The organism is Clostridium sp. AM27-31LB, from assembly GCF_003480745.1.
In the GTDB taxonomy this organism is placed as follows: Bacteria; Bacillota; Clostridia; order Lachnospirales; family Lachnospiraceae; genus Butyribacter; species Butyribacter intestini.
In genome coordinates this window covers 204,975-224,578 of record NZ_QUJS01000004.1, presented here as the reverse complement: position 1 = coordinate 224,578, position 19,604 = coordinate 204,975, and the positions used below count along the sequence as shown (strand labels likewise).

The 19,604-nt window shown below is 36.9% G+C and carries 13 protein-coding genes; 3 read left to right on the top strand and 10 right to left on the bottom strand.

Annotated elements, in window-relative coordinates; genetic code table 11:
- Positions 1–37: 37 nt before the first annotated feature.
- The 4 genes from DW721_RS08075 to DW721_RS08060 all read right to left on the bottom strand — a co-directional run bounded on the left by DW721_RS08075 (position 38) and on the right by DW721_RS08060 (position 2,855).
- Entirely contained in the window at positions 38–844 is an 807-nt protein-coding gene (locus DW721_RS08075; RefSeq protein WP_022015016.1) for a protein-glutamate O-methyltransferase CheR, read from the bottom strand.
- Between the two features lie 116 nt (positions 845–960).
- Positions 961–1,449, bottom strand: a complete 489-nt coding sequence (locus DW721_RS08070) for a metallophosphoesterase (protein WP_243020521.1) — start codon at positions 1,447–1,449, stop codon at positions 961–963.
- Positions 1,450–2,046, bottom strand: a complete 597-nt coding sequence (locus DW721_RS08065) for an XTP/dITP diphosphatase (protein WP_118745428.1) — start codon at positions 2,044–2,046, stop codon at positions 1,450–1,452.
- Positions 2,043–2,855, bottom strand: coding sequence for an N-acetylmuramoyl-L-alanine amidase (locus tag DW721_RS08060; protein ID WP_022015013.1), 813 nt, complete (start codon positions 2,853–2,855; stop codon positions 2,043–2,045). Before DW721_RS08060 ends, DW721_RS08065 begins: the two co-directional genes overlap by 4 nt.
- A 202-nt stretch (positions 2,856–3,057) precedes the next feature.
- Here DW721_RS08060 and DW721_RS08055 point away from each other — a divergent pair, with 202 nt between their 5' ends.
- Complete coding sequence (locus DW721_RS08055) at positions 3,058–5,958, top strand: sugar-binding domain-containing protein (protein ID WP_118745427.1); 2,901 nt, start codon at positions 3,058–3,060, stop codon at positions 5,956–5,958.
- Positions 5,959–6,157: 199 nt separating this feature from the next.
- On the opposite strand, the gene DW721_RS08050 is transcribed toward DW721_RS08055, so the two are convergent.
- From DW721_RS08050 to DW721_RS08040, 3 genes are all read right to left on the bottom strand, one after another.
- Positions 6,158–11,635 (bottom strand): immunoglobulin domain-containing protein, encoded by a 5,478-nt coding sequence (locus DW721_RS08050; RefSeq protein ID WP_118745426.1) that lies wholly within the window; start codon positions 11,633–11,635, stop codon positions 6,158–6,160.
- A 223-nt stretch (positions 11,636–11,858) separates the two neighbouring features.
- Complete coding sequence (locus tag DW721_RS08045) at positions 11,859–13,604, bottom strand: ABC-ATPase domain-containing protein (protein ID WP_118745425.1); 1,746 nt, start codon at positions 13,602–13,604, stop codon at positions 11,859–11,861.
- A 116-nt stretch (positions 13,605–13,720) separates the two neighbouring features.
- Positions 13,721–14,596: a LysR family transcriptional regulator gene (locus DW721_RS08040; protein WP_022013880.1), complete on the bottom strand. Its 876-nt coding sequence runs from the start codon at positions 14,594–14,596 to the stop codon at positions 13,721–13,723.
- A 348-nt stretch (positions 14,597–14,944) separates the two neighbouring features.
- Between DW721_RS08040 and DW721_RS08035 the strand changes: the two genes are divergently transcribed.
- Together DW721_RS08035 and DW721_RS08030 are read left to right on the top strand one after the other, a co-directional pair.
- Entirely contained in the window at positions 14,945–15,670 is a 726-nt protein-coding gene (locus DW721_RS08035) for an NAD-dependent protein deacylase (RefSeq protein ID WP_022013879.1), read from the top strand.
- A gap of 253 nt (positions 15,671–15,923) precedes the next feature.
- Positions 15,924–16,181 carry a TIGR03905 family TSCPD domain-containing protein gene (locus DW721_RS08030; protein WP_022013878.1) on the top strand — a complete coding sequence of 86 codons (258 nt, stop codon included), beginning with the start codon at positions 15,924–15,926 and terminating at the stop codon, positions 16,179–16,181.
- 157 nt (positions 16,182–16,338) lie between these two features.
- Here DW721_RS08030 and DW721_RS08025 read toward each other — a convergent pair whose 3' ends face one another.
- The 3 genes from DW721_RS08025 to DW721_RS08015 all read right to left on the bottom strand — a co-directional run bounded on the left by DW721_RS08025 (position 16,339) and on the right by DW721_RS08015 (position 19,593).
- The gene (locus DW721_RS08025; protein WP_022013877.1) at positions 16,339–16,719 is read right to left on the bottom strand and encodes a BlaI/MecI/CopY family transcriptional regulator; all 381 of its coding nucleotides are present in this window, start codon (positions 16,717–16,719) and stop codon (positions 16,339–16,341) included.
- Between the two features lie 222 nt (positions 16,720–16,941).
- Positions 16,942–17,649, bottom strand: a complete 708-nt coding sequence (locus DW721_RS08020) for a LytTR family DNA-binding domain-containing protein (RefSeq protein WP_118745424.1) — start codon at positions 17,647–17,649, stop codon at positions 16,942–16,944.
- A 27-nt stretch (positions 17,650–17,676) separates the two neighbouring features.
- A complete protein-coding gene (locus DW721_RS08015; protein ID WP_118745423.1) occupies positions 17,677–19,593 on the bottom strand; it encodes an LTA synthase family protein in 1,917 nt (638 codons plus the stop codon).
- Between the last annotated feature and the right edge of the window lie 11 nt (positions 19,594–19,604).

The window sequence follows — 19,604 nt, the reverse complement described above, 5'->3', positions numbered from 1 at the left end:
CCTGTGTCAGTTACTCCCGTATTTTTTGAAAATAACCTTATATTTTTCTGTATATCGACGGCTGTATATACTTAAATCCGGAACTTATCTTATCTATACTCTCCGTCGTACCAATAAAAAGATACCCGCCGTCTTCCATATGGTCATATATCTTTTTCAAAAGATTAAGCTTTGTCTGATCCTCAAAATATATCATAACATTTCTCAGGAAAACCACTTGAAATCTCCCCTTAAACATTATGTCATCCATAAGATTAAACCTCTTAAAGACAATCTGTTTTCTGAGCTCTCTGCTTACCTGAAACTGCTCATCATTTATTTTTCTGAAATACTGTCTTTTCCATCTGTCGGGAATACTTTCTATCTGTTCTGTAAGATAAATCCCATCACTTGCTTTTTGCAAAACTTCCATTGAAATGTCAGTTGCAAGAAGCTGGGTATCCCAACCGGGCTCCATGCCGAAATAATCATTTAATATCATCGCTATGGTATATGGTTCTTCACCTGTTGACGCTGCCGCCGACCATATCCTTACATCCTTTGTCCCCGCTTTTTTTTCTCTTATCCAGGGAAGTACATATCTGCTAAGATATTCAAAGTGCATGAATTCACGCATAAAGAATGTATGATTTGTCGTCAGTATATTTATCATGTCGCCTGCCTCTTCACCATCCGGCGATGAAGCTATCCGGTTGATAAACTCACCATAACTCGTATAACCGTTTTTTAAAAGATAATTTTCAAGCCGTCCCTCTATCAATACTCTTTTATGTCCAAGCTCTATACCATAACGGTTATGCATATATTCAACTATCCAATTAAATTCTTTTTCTGTCAGTTTCATTTTTAGAAAATTCCCTATTATTTCCTGTTACGGATTAATGTTTTGTATTATGTTTTTATATTGCTGCCGCATCTCAGATGCAGGTTATAAAATTTTATTTGTATCTTACATCTGCATCACATAGTTACAAGGACAAAATCCGTTCTGCCATCATCCTCTATGTTCATAACCATATAGGTTGGTCTGAATCCATCCTGTCTCGGTCTTGAAATACTTCCCGGATTTATGACTGTCACATCTCCACTCTTTTCAATAACAGGTTTGTGTGAATGCCCAAACATCACTATATCTGCACCGTTTTCCTTTGCAATATCTTTCATCGTCGGTATTCCAAACTCGCCGCCATAGTGATTTCCATGTGTTATGAATACTTTATGCCCACCTATCTGAATAAGCTTCGCACCCTGAAGTTCATTGCCATAATCACAATTTCCTTTTACCAGCTCGACCGGACAGTCAACAAGCTCTCTTATCCTGTCAGGACTGCACTCCATGTCTCCAAGATGTATCATCATATCCATTGTACCAGACATATTTTTGACAGCCTGTATCAGGTTTCTGTTATTTCCATGAGAGTCACTGACAATAAGTATCTTCATCGCCATCTATAACACTCCCTCCAACTTTTTATACATTGCCGTAAGAGCACGGCCTCTGTGGCTTATCTCATTTTTATCCTCAGGTGAAAGTTCTGCCGTTGTGCATCCCTTTTCAGGAAGATAAAATATAGGATCATATCCAAATCCGTTTTCACCTTTTTCTTCATATCCTATCTGACCCTCTATCGTACCTCTGGTCGTTATTACATTTCCATCAGGCATAACGCAGGCGATGACGCATACGAACCTTGCACTTCTCTCCCCGCCCCTGGCATCCTTAAGAAGCTCTATGATATGATTGTTTTTTACGGTGTACGGAGTATCTTCACCCATATATCTTGCCGAATATACTCCCGGTGCCTTATCAAGATAATCAACTTCAAGTCCCGAATCATCGGCTATAACAATAGTGCCTGTGATGTCGGCTATCGTTTTTGCCTTAATAATGGCATTTTCCTCAAATGTATCTCCATCCTCAACGATTTCAACATCAGAAAGTCCCTCGTCTTTAAGAGATACAAATTGAATATCATCTCTTTTTATTATCTGTCTTATTTCTTTCATTTTATTTTCATTGCCTGTGGCAACTATAATTTTTGTCATCCTCGTTTCTTCCTCCTGCTCATTTCTTTAAGAGTCTTTATTATACCTTTATAAATTCCATCTGCAATCTCATACTGTCCCTTTTGTGAATTTATGTAACTCATATCCTTTCTGTTCGACATATATCCTGTCTCAACTATAACAGCCGGCATATCCGTATGACGAAGTACAAAAAGATCCTCTCTTCTTATACATTTTCTTGCTTTATTTAAAGAAGAAGCCTCTACGGTATCTAACAAAATATGTGCAAATCTGCGGTTTGTCATAAGCCTGTTATCACCTTTACGCTTTGCATAAAGTGTCTCGATGCCTGATGCCCTTGAATGAATATTATCTGAAGCATTGCAATGTATGCTTATAAACAGATCTGCTTTTTTCATATTTGCTATAACAGTCCGCCTCTTTTTAGTAATATATCTATCCTCCAGCCTTGTATATATAACATTTATATCTGTCTGATCTAACATCTGCTTCAGCTTTTTTACCATGGCAAGATTGCAATCTTTCTCTCTGTATCTGCGGTTATTTGACCTCGCCCCCTCATCTTTTCCGCCATGACCGGCATCCACTACAACCGTAATATTTTTAAATCCTTCCGCTTTATAATCATCCTTATCAAATAAAGCATTTTTTACGGTTTTACTTTGCTTTTTTTCTTCATGCACAACACCGTTTTTATTTTCTTCTTTTAATACATTTCTGCTTTTTGAAAGCTCTGCCGTATAGAGACAACTTACTATTACTAAAGCTATCAGAAGTATGCAGCTTTCAATAACTACCTTTACTCTTCCATTATTACTCATATACATCTAAGTATATCTCATTATAAAATGGCTTGCAATAAAAATACCGATATTACACCATCAAAAGGAGATATTTTCTTTTGCCACTTGCATCATACTGAGTTTTTTAAGGTAATTTGTGTAGGCTTTTTATATTGAAAGCCCTTATATCAGCGTTTATAATAAATAAGATAATGCGAAAACATCATAATTGATACGGAGGACTTAAATGATTAAGAAAATTGATTTATCAGGAATTTGGAATTTTGAACTTGACCCTGACAAAAAGGGAATTGAAGCAAGATTATTTGACAAAACAAAAAATGACACTATCACTCTTCCGGGAACCACTTCTATTGCCAAAAAAGGAACTTTCAGTGATAAAAAGGAAACGGGATTTCTGACCGACCCTTATCTTTTTGAGGGATATGCATGGTACTCTAAAGATGTACATATTGATGAGAGCGATACAGATAAAAATATCTTTCTTTTTTTGGAGCGAACAAGACTTACAAAAATATGGATAGACGATACCTTTGCAGGTGAATTTGACAGTCTCACGACACCGCATTATTACGATATTACAAGGTTTGTTAAAAAGACTGATTTTAGGATAACCGTGCTTGTGTCTAATGTGAATTACCCTACAAAAGGCGGTCATCTCACTTCACCGGACACACAGACTAACTGGAACGGTATCATAGGTGAAATTTCACTCCGCATATTTGATAAGATATACATTTCAGATGTTAAAACTTATCCTGATGTTGACAAAAAATCCGTGACCGTCATATTAAAAACAGTTAATGACACGGCGGAGGATAAGAAAGTCACTTTAAATGTCAATGCTTTTCTTACGGACATAAATGGAGACACAGGTATAAAAGCACCGGCAGCAGAGATTCAGGTTATATTTGCAAAAGGTGAAAGCACGGCAGAGTTTGAATACTTCCTTGGTGAAGATGCCGTTTTATGGAGCGAATACACACCTGTTATCTACCGTCTTGAGATTTCTTTATGCGGTTCAGACGAAAAGACAGTCACTACTTTTGGTCTTAGAAAGTTTTCAACAACCGAGACTAAATTTCTTATAAACGGTGAGCCGGCATTTCTCCGCGGAAAACATGATGGACTTGTATTTCCACTTACAGGTGCAGTTCCAGCTGATGTGGACGAGTGGGTACGCGTTATGAAAATTTCAAAGTCTTACGGCATAAACCACTACAGATACCATACCTGCTGCCCGCCTGAAGCCGCCTTTATCGCAGCAGACCTGCTCGGTATTTATATGGAACCACAGCTTCCATTCTGGGGAACACTCACAGCACCGGGTGATGAAAACCACAATGAAACCGAGCAGAATTATCTTATCGAAGAAGGTTTCCGTATGTTAAATACTTTTGGAAACCACGCTTCATACTGCATGATGTCACTCGGAAATGAACTCTGGGGCAGCAAAGAGCGTATGGCTGAAATAATCACGGGCTACCGCAATGTAGACAACCGCCACCTATACACACAGGGTTCAAACAACTTCCAGCACACACCGGTTCTTCTGCCTGAAGACGATTTCTTTGTCGGTGTCCGTTTCAGCAAGAACCGTCTTATAAGAGGTTCTTATGGTATGTGTGATGCACCTCTCGGTCATATCCAGTGGGAAGAACCGTCAACAACACACAATTATGATAAGGAAATAGTTCCTGATGATGAAAACTCCGGCAATGGCACCGATGCAGGTGAGGAGATTGAAATCCAGTACGGAACGGGTGTAAAAAAAGTCAAGGCGGCAAGTGCAGACGGACCGCTCATACCACACATCCCTGTCGTGACACATGAAATCGGTCAGTATGCCGTATATCCAAACTTTAAGGAAATACCTAAATATACCGGTGTATTGAAAGCAAGAAACTTTGAGGTATTCAGGGATAACCTTGACAAGAAAGGTATGCTCGACCAGGCAGACGACTTCTTCTATGCAAGCGGTATGTTATCAGTACAATGCTACAAAGAAGAACTTGAAGCTGCCGCAAGAAGCAGTCTTGTAGCAGGTTACCAGATACTCGATCTTCAGGACTTTCCGGGACAGGGTACGGCACTTGTTGGAATACTTGATGCATTTATGGACAGCAAGGGTCATATAACACCTGAAGAATGGGCTGGCTTTTGTTCAGATGCAATACTCCTTGCACAGTTTGAAAAATATGTCTACACATCAGGCGAAAACTTTAAGGCTGACCTTGCCATAAGATATTACAATCCTGAAAAACTCACCGGCAAAAAACTTCACTATGAACTTATCCGCCGTGATGTAAGTGCCGCAGAAACCACGGGCTTTGCCGTAAACGGTGAAACAAGCGTGGTAACAAGCGGTGATGTGAAAATTCCTGACGGAGCAAAAGAACTTGTTCAGCTTGGCGGGATTTCCTTTGCAATGCCTGAGACAGACAAAACTGCCGTGTATGACCTTATCCTTACGATTGACGGCACACCATACAAAAATAAATATGAACTTTATTGTTATCCTGTCAATGATGATGTTTTATCACTTGAAAATATCGCAAGCATAGGCGAAGGTGATAATCAGGTATTTATAACAAATGAATTTACTGAAACAAAATCACTCCTTAAGCAGGGCAAAAAGGTTCTCTTTATGCCAAATGAAGTAAAAGAAAGCCTTGAGGGATTTTATTGTACTGACTTCTGGTGTTACCCGATGTTCAGGGATATATGTGAATGGATGAAAAAACCTGTCGCAGTAGGCACAATGGGGCTCCTCATCGACAGCAGTCACCCTGCACTTAACGATTTTGCCACACACAGATACTCAACCCCTCAGTGGTATAAGATAGTATCTCACAGCCGTTGTGCAATACTTGATGATGTGACCGATAAAGATTACAGACCTATAGTACAGATGGCAGATAACTTTGAGCGAAACCATAAACTCGGTATCCTCTTTGAAGGAAAAGCTGGTGACGGAAAACTTATGGTATGCACATCAAAACTTGGAGAAATAGCAGAAAGTACTGAAGTAAAACAGTTTATAAAATCCCTTGTAAACTATCTTACCTCAGATGTATTTGCACCTGAAAAGGAACTTGACTTAGAGAAACTTGAAACTATATTTTAGCACCATCAGGCATTTTCTTTCTGATATGCTGTGATAACAGCTAATAGTATTATAAACAGACAACCGAACATACAACAAATATCTGCCTGACAATCAAAAAACACCACCGGCTGGCAAATGCCAGCCGATGGTATTTTTCTTTACACATCTTAAGATGTGCGTTTATTTAAGAAATATTCACTGCTTTAAGAGCCGGTTATTATTTAACCTTAACTGTTACAACAGCTTTCTTCTTGCCTATAGTTACTGTAATCTTAGAAGTTCCCTTCTTAAGACCCTTAACTGAGACAATAATCTTCTTGCTTGAAACTTTCTTCTTTGTAATCTTAGCAACTTTCTTCTTAGATGTCTTGTAAGTTATCTTATCAGATGTCTTCTTAGCCTTGTTGTAAGATGTTACCTTGAATGTAAGCTTAACTGTCTTTTTCTTCTTAACAGTGGCTTTCTTCTTGGCAGCCTTTACTTTCTTAACAGGGTTGTTGATAGTAACCTTGATAGTTGCTTTCTTAGTTCCGTTTTTAAGAGTAATCTTAGCTGTTGCTGCTCCCTTAGCTTTGCCTGCAGCCTTGATAGTAACCTTTCCTGCTGCAACAGAAACTGTTGCAACTTTCTTGTTAGATGTCTTAGCTGTAACCTTAGTTGTATCACCAAAGTTGTCAAGTGCTCTGTATGTGATTGTTGCACTCTTGCCTGCATTAAGTTTTACACTCTTCTTGCTTACAGAAAGTGTTGAGTAATCAATGTCAGGATTGATTGCCTTTTCAACTGTAAAGCCGTCAGTTCCTGATGTATATTTATCTGAACCTGCACTTGTAAGTTCAAATACACACTTACCACTGTCAAATACATATGTGCGTCCTGCAAGGTCATAACCGTCAAAACGATGAATCTTCTGTGTATCAAGCTCAAATACATATAATGCTGCATTACTGTCATAAAGATTTGAATCTTTGCTGAATGTCATTCTAAGCTTAGATGCACCATCAATACCATAACCAAAGTACTGATTGTAGTTTGTCTCTTCATCAGCATCTTTATTGTATGCTGCAACCTTTCCTGAAGGAAGTGTAGTCATGTCAGATATATTAAATACATCTACATCTGCATATGCATAATAACTTACATGTGTCTCATCGCTTCCTTTTTCTGCTACTACCTTATATCTGTTATTATCAAGTTTCTTGCTGTCATCACTTGTTGCGATTGCAGAAATTGTAGCTGATGTAGCTTCCGGTACTTTTACATACTCATCACTGACTGCGTCTTTCTTATACCATGTGTACTTCCAGTCACCGGCTTCTTTCATCTTTATACCGATGTCTACAGTATCACCTTTCATGACAAAATCTTTAGTCTGGCTTATAGTTCCCCAGCCTGCAAAGTTGATGGAAATCTCATCTGAAACCTTGTCAATATCTGTTGATACTTCACATTTGTATGTAACAGATTTTTCATCATCTTTAAGTTCATTTAAATCACTAAAGAGTGCTTCTGTTGTATATGTTGCTGCCGTAGCACCATCAATCTTCTTGCCATTCTTGTACCACTGATATGTTGCTGTCTTGTCTCCAAGATTTGTAACCTTTGCAGTAAGAACTGCTGTCTCACCCTTTTCAAGACTTGTCTTGTCAGCCTTAACACTTACCTTAGGCAGGTCTGTACGCACAAGTTTAAAGTAAACATTTACTGTATATCCGCCATTTGTAATCTCAAGCTTATAGCGTTTAAATGCATCTTTAGTCATCTGGTTAAGTGCAAGTGTGTCAGTTGTCTGACCCTGCATAATCTTATATGCACCTTTTTCTACATTATCTTTTGCGTAGAAATTATAGTGTGTATCTTCCAAATTCTCTTCATACCACTGATATGAGATAGCATCACCTGTTGCACTTGTCACAACCGCTGTAAGATTTGTTGAATCTCCAATCTTAGCCTTAACTGTCTTGTTGTAACTTGCACCACCGCCATAAATGTCAAATTCATCATTATTCCAGTCAACTGTGATAGCATCTGCCTCTGATACACTAAATGTAATAAAGTCTATTAATTTACCTGCTTTAGCAACACAAGTATATTTACCAAAGTCAGATTTTCTTAAGTTTGTAAGGTTAAGTGAAGAACCAGTCTCGCCTAATATGGCATCTCCCTTATTATATGTATCATCGTCATCATCATAATATCCGCCCTGATACCACTGATATGTTACGGTGTCTGTTGACTCTGTACTGAGTTCTGTCGCAAATGTAACATTTCCGCCTACTGAACGATAGTAACCTGTCTGTCCATTGCCGACAGCACTTAATGTAAACTTCTTTGCTGCTGCATCTTTCTTTGATACCTCGAAATAGTGAGTGATAACAGGTGTATCATCATCTGCTGCACTTCCCTCGTAAATGCGAAGTGTATATCTTCCTAAATTGTCTTCCGTGATATTTGAAAGAGTAAGCTTTTCTGTTGTGCAGTCAAGTGCTCTCTCATAATCATACTCATATTTTGTATCATCTTTATGAAGTTTTTCAAATGACCACTTGTAAATAAAGTTCTTTGACTCAGGATTTTTAACAACTGCACCAAACTCTTTTGATGAGCCGAGTTCAACATCAATACAAGATGTACCTGAACTGTCATATGCTCCGTCAAGGTCAGTAAATGTTATGTCTGTTGTATCATATTTCTTTACATAGAATGTTACTGTCTTTGTCTCTTTTGTGAGTTCGTTCTTAACTTCACAATAATAATAATTTACATCAAAATCTGCATCCGTAAGAGATGAAATCTCATAAACTGATGTTGTATTTGCAAGTCTCTTCTGCACATAACCGTCACCGATAGTGTACCAATCGTCATCGTCTTCGTTCTTATAAGACCTGTGATTAGAACTACAAGCATACCACTTATAGCTGAATGTAGCTGCTGCATCATCAGAGCCGTTTACGACCTGCATCTTTACGCTTTCGCCGGCTTTCTTAATGAATGTTTTATTATCTGATTTTGTTGCTGCTGCATAAGCATAGAAATTATCATTCTTTAAAACATTAAAGGTAACTTTCTGACTGTGAGCACCGTTTGAAACAGTACAACGATATGTTGTAAATGCATTTTCATCCGCTATATTTAAAGCATAGTCAGCAGTTGAAACTGCTTTTCCGTCTGCTCCCATAACATCAACATATTTGCCATATGAATCACTGTATGAGTCTTTTTCAATCTTCTCCCACTTGTAAGTAAGAGGATATTTTGCAGCATCTGCTGTCTCAGCAGCTACGCTTAATGTTACATTGTCACCTACATTCTTGTGATTGACAACATATGATGACTCTGATTTTAATGTTAAAGTATCATTTTCAGCTTTAACAGCCTGTTTGATATTAAACTCAAATTCTGCTGGCTTAACATCACTTATTACTGCTTTTGTCGTCTTGTCAATAACAGTGATAACGCATTTGTATTTTCCAAAATCATCTGCTGTGATGTTTTCTTTCTTGTAATCCGCTGTTGTGGCATCTTTAATATCTATATATGCCTTTGTTTTGCTGTCATATTTCTGCCACTGATATGCTATGTCATATTTCTGATTGTTAGCTTCTGTATTTGCAATAGAAGCAGTTACACCGAGGTCGATGGTTCCTCCTACTTCAAGAGTATAATTGTCCTCAGTATTCTTTGGAAGTGCTGCCGTAAATCCATTAAACTGCTCAAGATCTACATAGAACTCTCCGGATGCGACTGATTTTGCATTTGTAAGATCAGTCGTTCCTGCCTTGTATGCGTTATACTTAAGTCTGTACTCACCAAAATCAGATTTTTCAGCAGTATCTGTCACACTTGCGATAGCGTATGTATCTGCTGTTGCATCTTTTATGTCAGTCCATTTGTACTCATCTTTATCAATCTTAGTAAATTTCTGCCACTGATAATTGAGCTGGTACTGACTGTTCACAGATACCTTAGGTCCTGAAAGTGTTGCAGATGAACCTATTGCTGTTTTAAGTGCATTGTCTTTTGCATTAGATCTTGATGTACTTCCATACTTAACATTTGAATAATCCTCATACATTTCAGGATCTCTGTTTTCAATGAAAGTAAAAGATGACTTGTCATATGTAAGAGTACCATTTGTGGCTGTTACCTTACACTTATACTGCTTAGATGTAGTGCTGTCAAAATCTGCTGTCTCAAATTTCTTTGAGTAAACATTAGTCTTGGCATCAGTTATCTCTTCCCACTTTTTATCCTTGTACTCATACCATGTGTATGTAAGTGAATATCCTGTATCTGCTTTTACATCTACAGTCATATTGTCTGTATCACCCGGTACAACATTATTTGATAAGCTGTACTGCGAATAATATTTTCCATCTGCATCATCTTTTTCTGCATTTTTGCCATATCCTGTCTTATTATTAACAGAGTATGGTGGATTTTCTACAAGCTGGATAGTTTTCTCAAATGAAGTATATAAACACTCTCCAACAGAAATCTGTATCTTAGCTCTATAACTTACATAGTCCGCATCTGTGCACTTATCTATTGTAAGTGTTTTGCCTGACTTTCCATCTATTGTCTTGTATGTTTTTTCCTTCTCATCATACTTCTGCCATGTATATTTTGCTGTTGCTCCGTTTATGGCTTCATATCCGCTGTTTAATACGGCTTTTCCATCTTTCTTTGCATATGCCCAGCTATAATTTGAATAATCATCATCCATTGTATATAAAGACTCTGAACTGACCTTATAAACCGTGTAATCATACTCAATTGACTGAATTTCAATGCCATCATATTTTACTGTTGCAATACATTTTAACTTATCATCAGTCTTGCTCTGAGGATCAATGACATTTGAATTTTTCAGATAAACTGACCTTGATGTCTGGTTGTTTATCTTTGTGTATTCTCCTGATGCATCAGCCTTATACCACTGATATGTGTATGAACCAATGGAATAAGCATTGTCAACAGTTGTTAATCCTGAATATAAATAATCGTCATTTGTGATAACATCTGCATTGTCATCATCAGTCTCATATTTATATATTGCATACTGCTCATAATCTTCTGATTTCTTGTAACTGTCACTTAATGTAAAGGCAAGTTTTACTTCACCACTCTGCCTGTTATTATCATCATCATCATGATGATATGATAACTTAGCATAGATTTTATTTCCTGCTTTTACAGCTGCTTGCCAGTCATCAGATACCTGTTTATTCAATTTGTCAGAATAATCAAAATCGTCTTCATCGACACCGGCTTTCTTAAGTTCTGCCGCTGCCTTCTCTTTATACATATCTTCTATGTCTAATGATGAACTGTCTTCACTTCCAATGGCACTGCTTGTTGTAACTGTTGTAGCATTATAATCAAAATCATAGAATAAAATAGAATCCGTATAAATTCTGTTGCCATCTTCACTTTCAAATTTCATATTGTTATAACTTGAAAGATTAGAATTAAAATACGCCTTATTTGTATAGGTAAGCGTTCCTATCTTTTCTCCGCTCTCATCTTTAAGCGTTTCCTGCGTCTGGTAAGCAGGGTCATAGTAATAGCTCTTTGCACTCATCTTTCCAGATGCCGCAGCCGTTTTTGACACAACTCCGACATTTGACGGTGCAAGCGATACTACCATCGCACCTGCCAGAACGAGAGATAAAATTTTTTTATTTAATCTCATCTGTTTTCCTCCTTTTTGTTTTTTTAATGTCAATTAGTTTCCGGTTGGCTGAATATAGTTCAAAATTATTGCAAAATATCACTGATAATAAGTGTATTTTGTTTTTCATACCTCCTGTTTTCCAAAATTTGCCAACTCTATATTCATTATATCACACTTTGTTCACATTTAAATGGTTAAATCTTACAAATTAGGCGTTATTTGTGATAATTTTCTCTAAATCTTATTTCACAAACCTGTTTATACATCCTGCAATCTCAAATCTTCTCGGTCTGCTCATATCAGGCACACTTCCTCTGCCCGTAAGTGCTTCAACACCTTTTTTCTCCATAAGATTTTCAATATCATCAAGCAATAAATTAAGTGATATTTCCTTACCGCCGTATTTTTTTATAAGATATTCAAGTGCTTTTGATATAGCAAGCATCTGCTCTGCATCAGTTATCTGTTCCAGATACCTCAGATCCACATTCGTCTTGTTATATAAAAATCCGTCAGTGCCCATCACCTTAATCTTTGTCCTGTCATCAGATTTTGGAAGTTTTACTTTTCTTTCTCCGTTTATCTCTATCTCAGGATTTTCATTTATGTTGTCCATATTTTGTGAATTATCCGTGCTTTTAATACACATACCGTCTTTGGAAATCCCGTGCATTTTCAGAGGATAGTCTGCCGCTGCTTCTTTTGCCGCTTTTGTTATCTCCTTTGGCATATATCTGTCCATTTGTATGACCGTGTCAGCCACATGAAAAAAAGCACCACAGCTTCCGGCAACAAGTATCGTTGATATACCGTTCTGCTCATAAAGCTGTCCCACCCTTTTTATAAACGGAACAATAGGTTCTTTATCCGCTGATATGACACGCTCCATAAGTTCATCCCTTATCATAAAGTTTGTCGCACTCGTGTCCTCATCTATAAGAAAAAGCCTGCTCCCAGCTTCAAGTGCCTCAATAGTGTTTGCAGCCTGCGAAGTTGAACCGCTCGCATCGAGTGTCGAGAAGTTTTTTGTATCTTTTCCATTAGGAAGGTTTCTTATAAAAAGACTAATATCTTCATTCTTAACGCTTCGTCCGTCCTCGGCACGAAGTTTCACACCGGTCGCATCGGTCACTATATACTCCCTGCCATCACCCGCTATATGCGGATATACGCTTTTTTCAAGTGTCTGAAGAAGCGTTGACTTGCCGTGATAACCTCCTCCGACAATAAGCGTAACACCTTTTTTTATTCCCATTCCCGTTATTTTTCCCTTATGCGGAAGTTCAAAAGTAACTCTCATCGATTCAGGTGACTTAAACAAAACAGCATTTTTCATCGGTCTTTCTGACACTCCGCTTTCTCTTGGCAAAATCGAACCATCCGCTATAAATGCCGCAAAACCGTTTTCGCCTACCGCCTTTCTCAATGTTTTCTGATCGTCTGAAAGTTCTATCTGCTCTTTTAACTTAACTTTCTCATTTTCCGTAAACAGCTTAAATATCCCTGATTTTTCAACAACACCCGGCAAAAGCCTGAACAATATCTTTTCAAGCTCTCCCGCATCTATCGAACGCCCTCTTGCAGGAAATCCCACAACAAATCTGAGTATTATATCGCCCGTACTCTCATCAACCTTGCACGCACTACGCTCCATAATCTCCTGCCCCGGCCGGCTTGCTGATACCATACCGCTCTTTCCTGAACCTTTTGCCTTAAAGCTGATTCCTGCAGCAAAAAAGCTGAACCGTCTTAAGATAAAATCCTCAAAAGCCGTCTTTCTGTCATACCCGTTATAATATTCCTTTGGAAAACCCGCCGCCTTCCCCTTTATCTTCACACTCAAAGACGATGGAGACGCAAACGGATCCCCCTGAATATGCTCAATATTTAAAATATACTTACCAAAATCATAACTTCCACGCAAATCCTTATATGCCGGATACCCCCTGTGGTCAATTCTTCTCAATTCACTCTGTAATCTGTTCATCTAAAATTCCTCTTTTCTATCTATTGATATTTTTACCTAAACTGATGCCACGGATTGCTCCATTGCTATGCAATTTGTATGTAAACATACATTGCTATTTGCTTTTGACCCTTGCATCATATGTTCTTATAATTCTTAATTATATGATTATACATTGTCCTGACCGCCGGTGCCATAAAATCAGAATTCATCGTCGCTATCCCCACAATTCGATATGCATCAGGCTCTATCTGATAGCAGTCAACCTCGTACGGAATATCTCTCATTACAAGTTCGGGCATAAGACATATTCCAAAGCCGTTTGCGACAAGTGCTATAGTTGAAAGATCATCTACCACATGATAATTTGACTGGACATTCAATGAGTTTTCTTTTAAGAAATTCTGAATATCTGCATCCGTCGACTCTCTCTGTGTAACAAACTGATGATTCCTGAGTTCGCTTATGTGCATTACTTCATCCGTATTTTTGTCAAACAGACCTTTTGGAACAACGCAGACAAGTTTATCTTTGTAAAGGGGTTCTATCGGAATATCGCCTGCACTCGACACCGACAAAAATCCAATATCAACAACACCGTTTTTCAGCCAATAAGAAACATCATCATATGTCCCCTGAAAGACTTCTATCATAATATCCGGATATTTTTTCTTAAATGAATTCATAATGTCAGGCAGCCAGCTTGTGCAAATACTTGAAAAACACCCAACCTTTACCTTTCCTTTTTTTAATCCGTTAAACTCTGCTATTGCCTGCCATAAACTTTCATCACTGTTTAAAACAGCATTTACATATGGGAGAAGATTTTCTCCATAATTAGTGAGAGTAACACCCGATTTACTTCTGTTCAAAACAGAAAAACCAAGTTCATTTTCCATTGATGAAATCGCATGGCTTATTGCCGACGGCGTAAGACCAAGTATGTCTGCCGCCTTTCTGAAACTACCGTGGTCTGCCACTGTCTTAAAAACCTGATATGTTAATAATGTCATATACTACTCCATTTCTGTGCTTTTATTGTAAAACGGACATTCAAAATCCGCTTTCTCTGCCTGCTCATGAACGCAGCCGCTTTTTAACCTGTCAGTATAGAAATATTTATTCTGCGTTCAATTTCTTTTATGATACCATCTAAAAAATCCAAATACAAGAAAAGCCGCATAACTGCGACTGACAACCTGTTTGCTGATTTATAAATATAATAAGCAAACAGCTATTCTACCATAAAAAGATAACGCTTTCCAATCATAACGATTGCCAATTATAATAATTTGTGCTATATTCAATTTAATACCATCAGGCATCCAAAAGGTGCCTGATTTTTTAAAAGGAGGGACATCATGCAGCCTGACAAAAAAGATTTGGAATTATTTAAGAAATGGGTATCTGAAAGCAGTCATATAGTATTTTTCGGTGGTGCCGGAGTTTCTACCGAAAGCGGTATCCCTGATTTCAGAAGTGTTGACGGATTGTACCACCAAAAATATGACTATCCGCCGGAAACAATTTTAAGTCACTCATTTTTCATCAGAAATCCTAAAGAATTTTATAAATTTTACCGGGACAAAATGCTTATTGAAAATGCAAAACCGAATATTACACACTTAAAACTTGCAGAACTCGAAAAATCCGGAAAACTTTCGGCAATCGTCACTCAAAACATCGACGGACTTCACCAGGCAGCCGGAAGTAAGACCGTTTATGAGTTACACGGCTCAACCCTTAGAAACTACTGTGAAAAATGTCATAAATTTTACGATGTAAACTACATAAAAAACAGTCAGGGTGTACCTCTCTGTGACTGCGGCGGAATTATAAAACCTGATGTGGTATTATATGAAGAGGGACTTGATGATTCGACCATAAGTAATTCCATCAAAGCCATAGCAAATGCGGATATGCTTATCGTCGGCGGTACATCACTTGCCGTATATCCTGCAGCCGGATTATTACAATACTACACCGGAAACCGTCTTGTACTTATAAACAAATCGTCAACTCCACTTGACAACAATGCAGACTTACTGCTACAGTGTGGTCTTGGTGAAGTATTTTCGCAAATTTGAGTTATCACTCATTTTGGCATACTTAGCCTGCGTCAGTATTTGTTATATCTGCAAAATTAACACAACATACAGACAATTTCGCAATTAATAATATGTACTCTTAAAATCTTCTGATTGAAGAATTTCAATATGTTTTTTTGATATACAATGACATTTTCGCAATGAAAATGGAAACAGTATATCGGAAATGCAGCCGAAACGACTCGTTTTGAGAAGATACCGAGAGCACATTAACAAATTAAGGAGGAATATCATGGAATATTCATACAAAACAAAAGGAACATGCTCAACACAGATTGATTTTGAATTAAACGGAGACATTGTCTCAAATGTAAGATTTACCGGAGGATGCAACGGAAACTTACAGGGAATTTCATCACTTACAGACGGACTTACCGTAGAGCAGATTGAAAACAAGCTTAAAGGTATCAGATGTGGTTTTAAACCTACTTCCTGTCCTGACCAGCTTGCTATTGCCGTAAGAGAAGCATATGAAAGTGAAAACAAATAAACATTTTAATTTATGCTTATCTAAAAAAGAGTAAAACCAGCGTTTTGCTCCTGGTGTCACACTACTTTACGGGCATTTTCCTATACAATAAAAACAAAAAGTACCATACCTGCATCAATTAAGATGCAGGTACGGTACTTTTTTAACTAATGACAATTTATTTAATAAGTCCTTTAATCTTTTTCTTGTCCTCAGCAGTAATTGTATCTAATTTAAGCACTGCCTCGACAAAGTCTGCTACAGAATCATTAAACCAGAATTTTTTAGACTGCTTTAAAAGATCTGTTCTGTAATCTTCTTCCTTACGAATAGGTGTATAGTATGTAATTCCTTTTTTCTCTGATGATACAAAGCCTTTATTGATAAGGTTTTTCAAAAAAGTATATACTGTAGTGTCTTTATATGTAAGACCATAATCTTCTTTTAGCTTTTCCATGACCTGTGCACATGTAACCTCACCTGTCTCAGCCTTAAGATCCCAGATACACTTCATTACAGTAAGTTCACACTGTGAAATTTCCGTAGTTCTTCTATTCATAGTAAAATTGCCCTTCCTTTCTTCCACTCTCTTTTAAAATAGTATGCCTTATCTTTGCATTTCATTTACATATTACCATATACATATAAAAAAATAAAGCAAAATTTACGCTAATTAATCAAAAAAAACAAAAAAAATGTAAAAAAAGGCTGTTTATATGTAAAAAAAGTCAGTTTTCAATTTTTCACAGAATTTTAACAGCATGAGACACTGTCATCAAATTTATGCATTGTGTTTTACCAGCCATTCCCTAAAACTTTTCTTGTATGATTTGCTTATCGGTATCCGAGCTGAATCGCACATTATAACCTTATCACTCTTAAATACATCAACATAAATTGAATTGATAACAAAAGATTTATGCACACGGCAAAATTTATTATCATCAAGTTTATCAATAACTTTAGATAATTTATCATAAAATTCAACATCACCATCAAATGTCTTTGCCACAACTTTCCTGCCAATGCTTTGAAGATAAATAATATTGTCCTGTTTTATAATATGGTCCTGCTTAAGCCATCTATAATGCAGATATTTATTTTTACCCGAAAATATACTGAAATAGGTATCTAACATCTTAAAAAGCTTTTTTTTCTCTACCGGTTTTACAACAAAATCAAATGGTCTTGTCTTAAACAGCTCCATAGCATAACTGGTATCTCCTGATATATAAACTATCTGAATTTTATTATTTTTTAATTCATCGCGTATCTGTTTGCCTATCTCAAAACCTTTCACATCTCCGAGGTCTATATCCAGAAAAAGTATATCATATTCATTCTGTGCTATTTGAAAAGCCGCATTTTCACCACCCTGAAAGATTTCCACATCAATCTCTTTATCATTTTCCTCTGCATATCTATACAATAGTTTTTCAAACAATAATGAAAATTCTATATCATCATCATAAATGCACATTCTCGTCATTTTACCCTCTCCAATCCTAAATAATGTTTATTTCATTACATTGTAATGTTTATCCAATCTGTTATCTTTATCAAAAAGATAATTATACTGAATCATTTCATATTCCTTCAACATCTCTACATACTTTCCGGTACTTTCCTTATTGTCATGCAATACTCCATTTTTGTCATAAAATCCGGTTGCACTCAACGACGGAATTTCCTTATAAAGTTCCAGCAAATACCTGTTATAATCACTCATCTTAAGACCAGCCTTTTCAAGAAGCAGCGAAGAAAGATAATTTATGGATGTCCTCTCTATATTTTCTTCTCCTATATCATAATTTGCCCATATCATAAAAGGAATCAAGTGTTCTTTCATACTATCCTCCCTGCTAAACTGCACCGGATTTTTTCCAAATAGTTTTTCATAAAATGAATCCGGCAAATGCGGCTGATGATCTCCAAATACTAAAATGATAGCAGGCTCATCCGACTTCTTAAAATAAGTGATAAGCTCCTTTAAGGCATCATCCGACTTTCTCATAAGAGAAAGATATTGTTCCACTTGTGATGAAACTGAAAAATCTGTCACTTTCACATCACCTACATAGTCGAAATTGTATGGATTATGGTTTTGCATTGTAACATTAAATACACACAATGATTTGTCCTTTTTCTTATTCTTATACAAATCTATTATCTTTTCATAGTCTGACTTATCACTTATATAATCTCTTATAAGCAAAGGATTTTTAAAATCATCTATGCTTAAAAATCTGTCGAAATGCAATAACGGATATACTCTGTTTCTGTTATAGCCTGACGGATTGTAAGGATGCACGGCAACCGCCTCACCATAACCTTTCTGGCTTTTTATGTTACTTATAACAGATGGCAGGTAGTCATCAATATATTGCAGATACGGATTTCCAGGCAGAAAAGTTTTTGTACATCCTGTCAGGAACTCAAACTCAGAGTTTGCCGTATATCCTCCATAAACTGATGATTCGGCATAACCCTTTACCACATTTTTATTAAGGCTGTCAAAAAAAGGCATAATTTCTTTATTTGTAGTGTATTTTCCTAAAACCCTTAAATCTGAAAATGATTCATTCATTACCATTATAATATTAGGATGTTTTTCTTGCAAATCCGATGTTTTTTTCTTATCCTCATATTTTGATAATATCTTATCGACTTTTTCTACTGAATAGCCATCAGGTGCATCTACCGTTGACTCTCCTGCATTTGCAACAAAATAAAGAAGATAACCATAGTCATTTATCCCTATACTGTGATCCCATGAAAGCGAACTTACATTATCAAAGAATGTTGCTGAGGTGTTCAGCCATACAACAAACACTGCAGCTATAAACAAGGCAGAAACGGATGCACACATATCTTTTACATTAAAATACATTCTCTTTTTTGACGGCAGGATAAGGCTTATTGCAATTCCCGCTATACAGCTTAAAACTCCTGCAATAAGATAAATATCAACCCCGTATTTATATCCGCCTGCAACAGCTGCCGCCGTCTTTATGGCATAAAAATCCATAAAAACTATACCATACCCTCTAAATGATATGACATAATAATTTGCTATCCCTATGAACATTGTCAACATAAATGATATTAAAAATGCCGGCTTCATTCTGTGAAACAATGCGACAAGCACAATATTGGCAGTGGCAAACAATGCCATATTTTTAATTATAAGTTCCGTATTGAAATTATTGATGGTCTGTTTAAAAAATAATTCCAATGATGAAAACTGCCATAATGTAAGCACCAAAAACAGCAGAATAACACCCAGTCTTTTTATATCATTTATAAATTTTTTCCTGCCTGTTCCCATTTCCGGCTCATAACCAATGACTCCATTTGTTGTTTCCGGTACATTTTTTCGGGCATCATCCTTTTTGTTATCATTTATTTTTTCACCCGCTGTCCCATTTTGCATTATTTTATTCC

Bases quoted from the DNA above. Each gene is read 5' to 3' on its own strand.
- DW721_RS08075 (WP_022015016.1), bottom strand. From the start codon at position 844: ATGAAACTGACAGAAAAAGAATTTAATTGGATAGTTGAATATATGCAT.
- DW721_RS08070 (WP_243020521.1), bottom strand. From the start codon at position 1,449: ATGGCGATGAAGATACTTATTGTCAGTGACTCTCATGGAAATAACAGA.
- DW721_RS08065 (WP_118745428.1), bottom strand. From the start codon at position 2,046: ATGACAAAAATTATAGTTGCCACAGGCAATGAAAATAAAATGAAAGAA.
- DW721_RS08060 (WP_022015013.1), bottom strand. From the start codon at position 2,855: ATGTATATGAGTAATAATGGAAGAGTAAAGGTAGTTATTGAAAGCTGC.
- DW721_RS08055 (WP_118745427.1), top strand. From the start codon at position 3,058: ATGATTAAGAAAATTGATTTATCAGGAATTTGGAATTTTGAACTTGAC.
- DW721_RS08050 (WP_118745426.1), bottom strand. From the start codon at position 11,635: ATGAGATTAAATAAAAAAATTTTATCTCTCGTTCTGGCAGGTGCGATG.
- DW721_RS08045 (WP_118745425.1), bottom strand. From the start codon at position 13,604: ATGAACAGATTACAGAGTGAATTGAGAAGAATTGACCACAGGGGGTAT.
- DW721_RS08040 (WP_022013880.1), bottom strand. From the start codon at position 14,596: ATGACATTATTAACATATCAGGTTTTTAAGACAGTGGCAGACCACGGT.
- DW721_RS08035 (WP_022013879.1), top strand. From the start codon at position 14,945: ATGCAGCCTGACAAAAAAGATTTGGAATTATTTAAGAAATGGGTATCT.
- DW721_RS08030 (WP_022013878.1), top strand. From the start codon at position 15,924: ATGGAATATTCATACAAAACAAAAGGAACATGCTCAACACAGATTGAT.
- DW721_RS08025 (WP_022013877.1), bottom strand. From the start codon at position 16,719: ATGAATAGAAGAACTACGGAAATTTCACAGTGTGAACTTACTGTAATG.
- DW721_RS08020 (WP_118745424.1), bottom strand. From the start codon at position 17,649: ATGACGAGAATGTGCATTTATGATGATGATATAGAATTTTCATTATTG.
- DW721_RS08015 (WP_118745423.1), bottom strand. From the start codon at position 19,593: ATGCAAAATGGGACAGCGGGTGAAAAAATAAATGATAACAAAAAGGAT.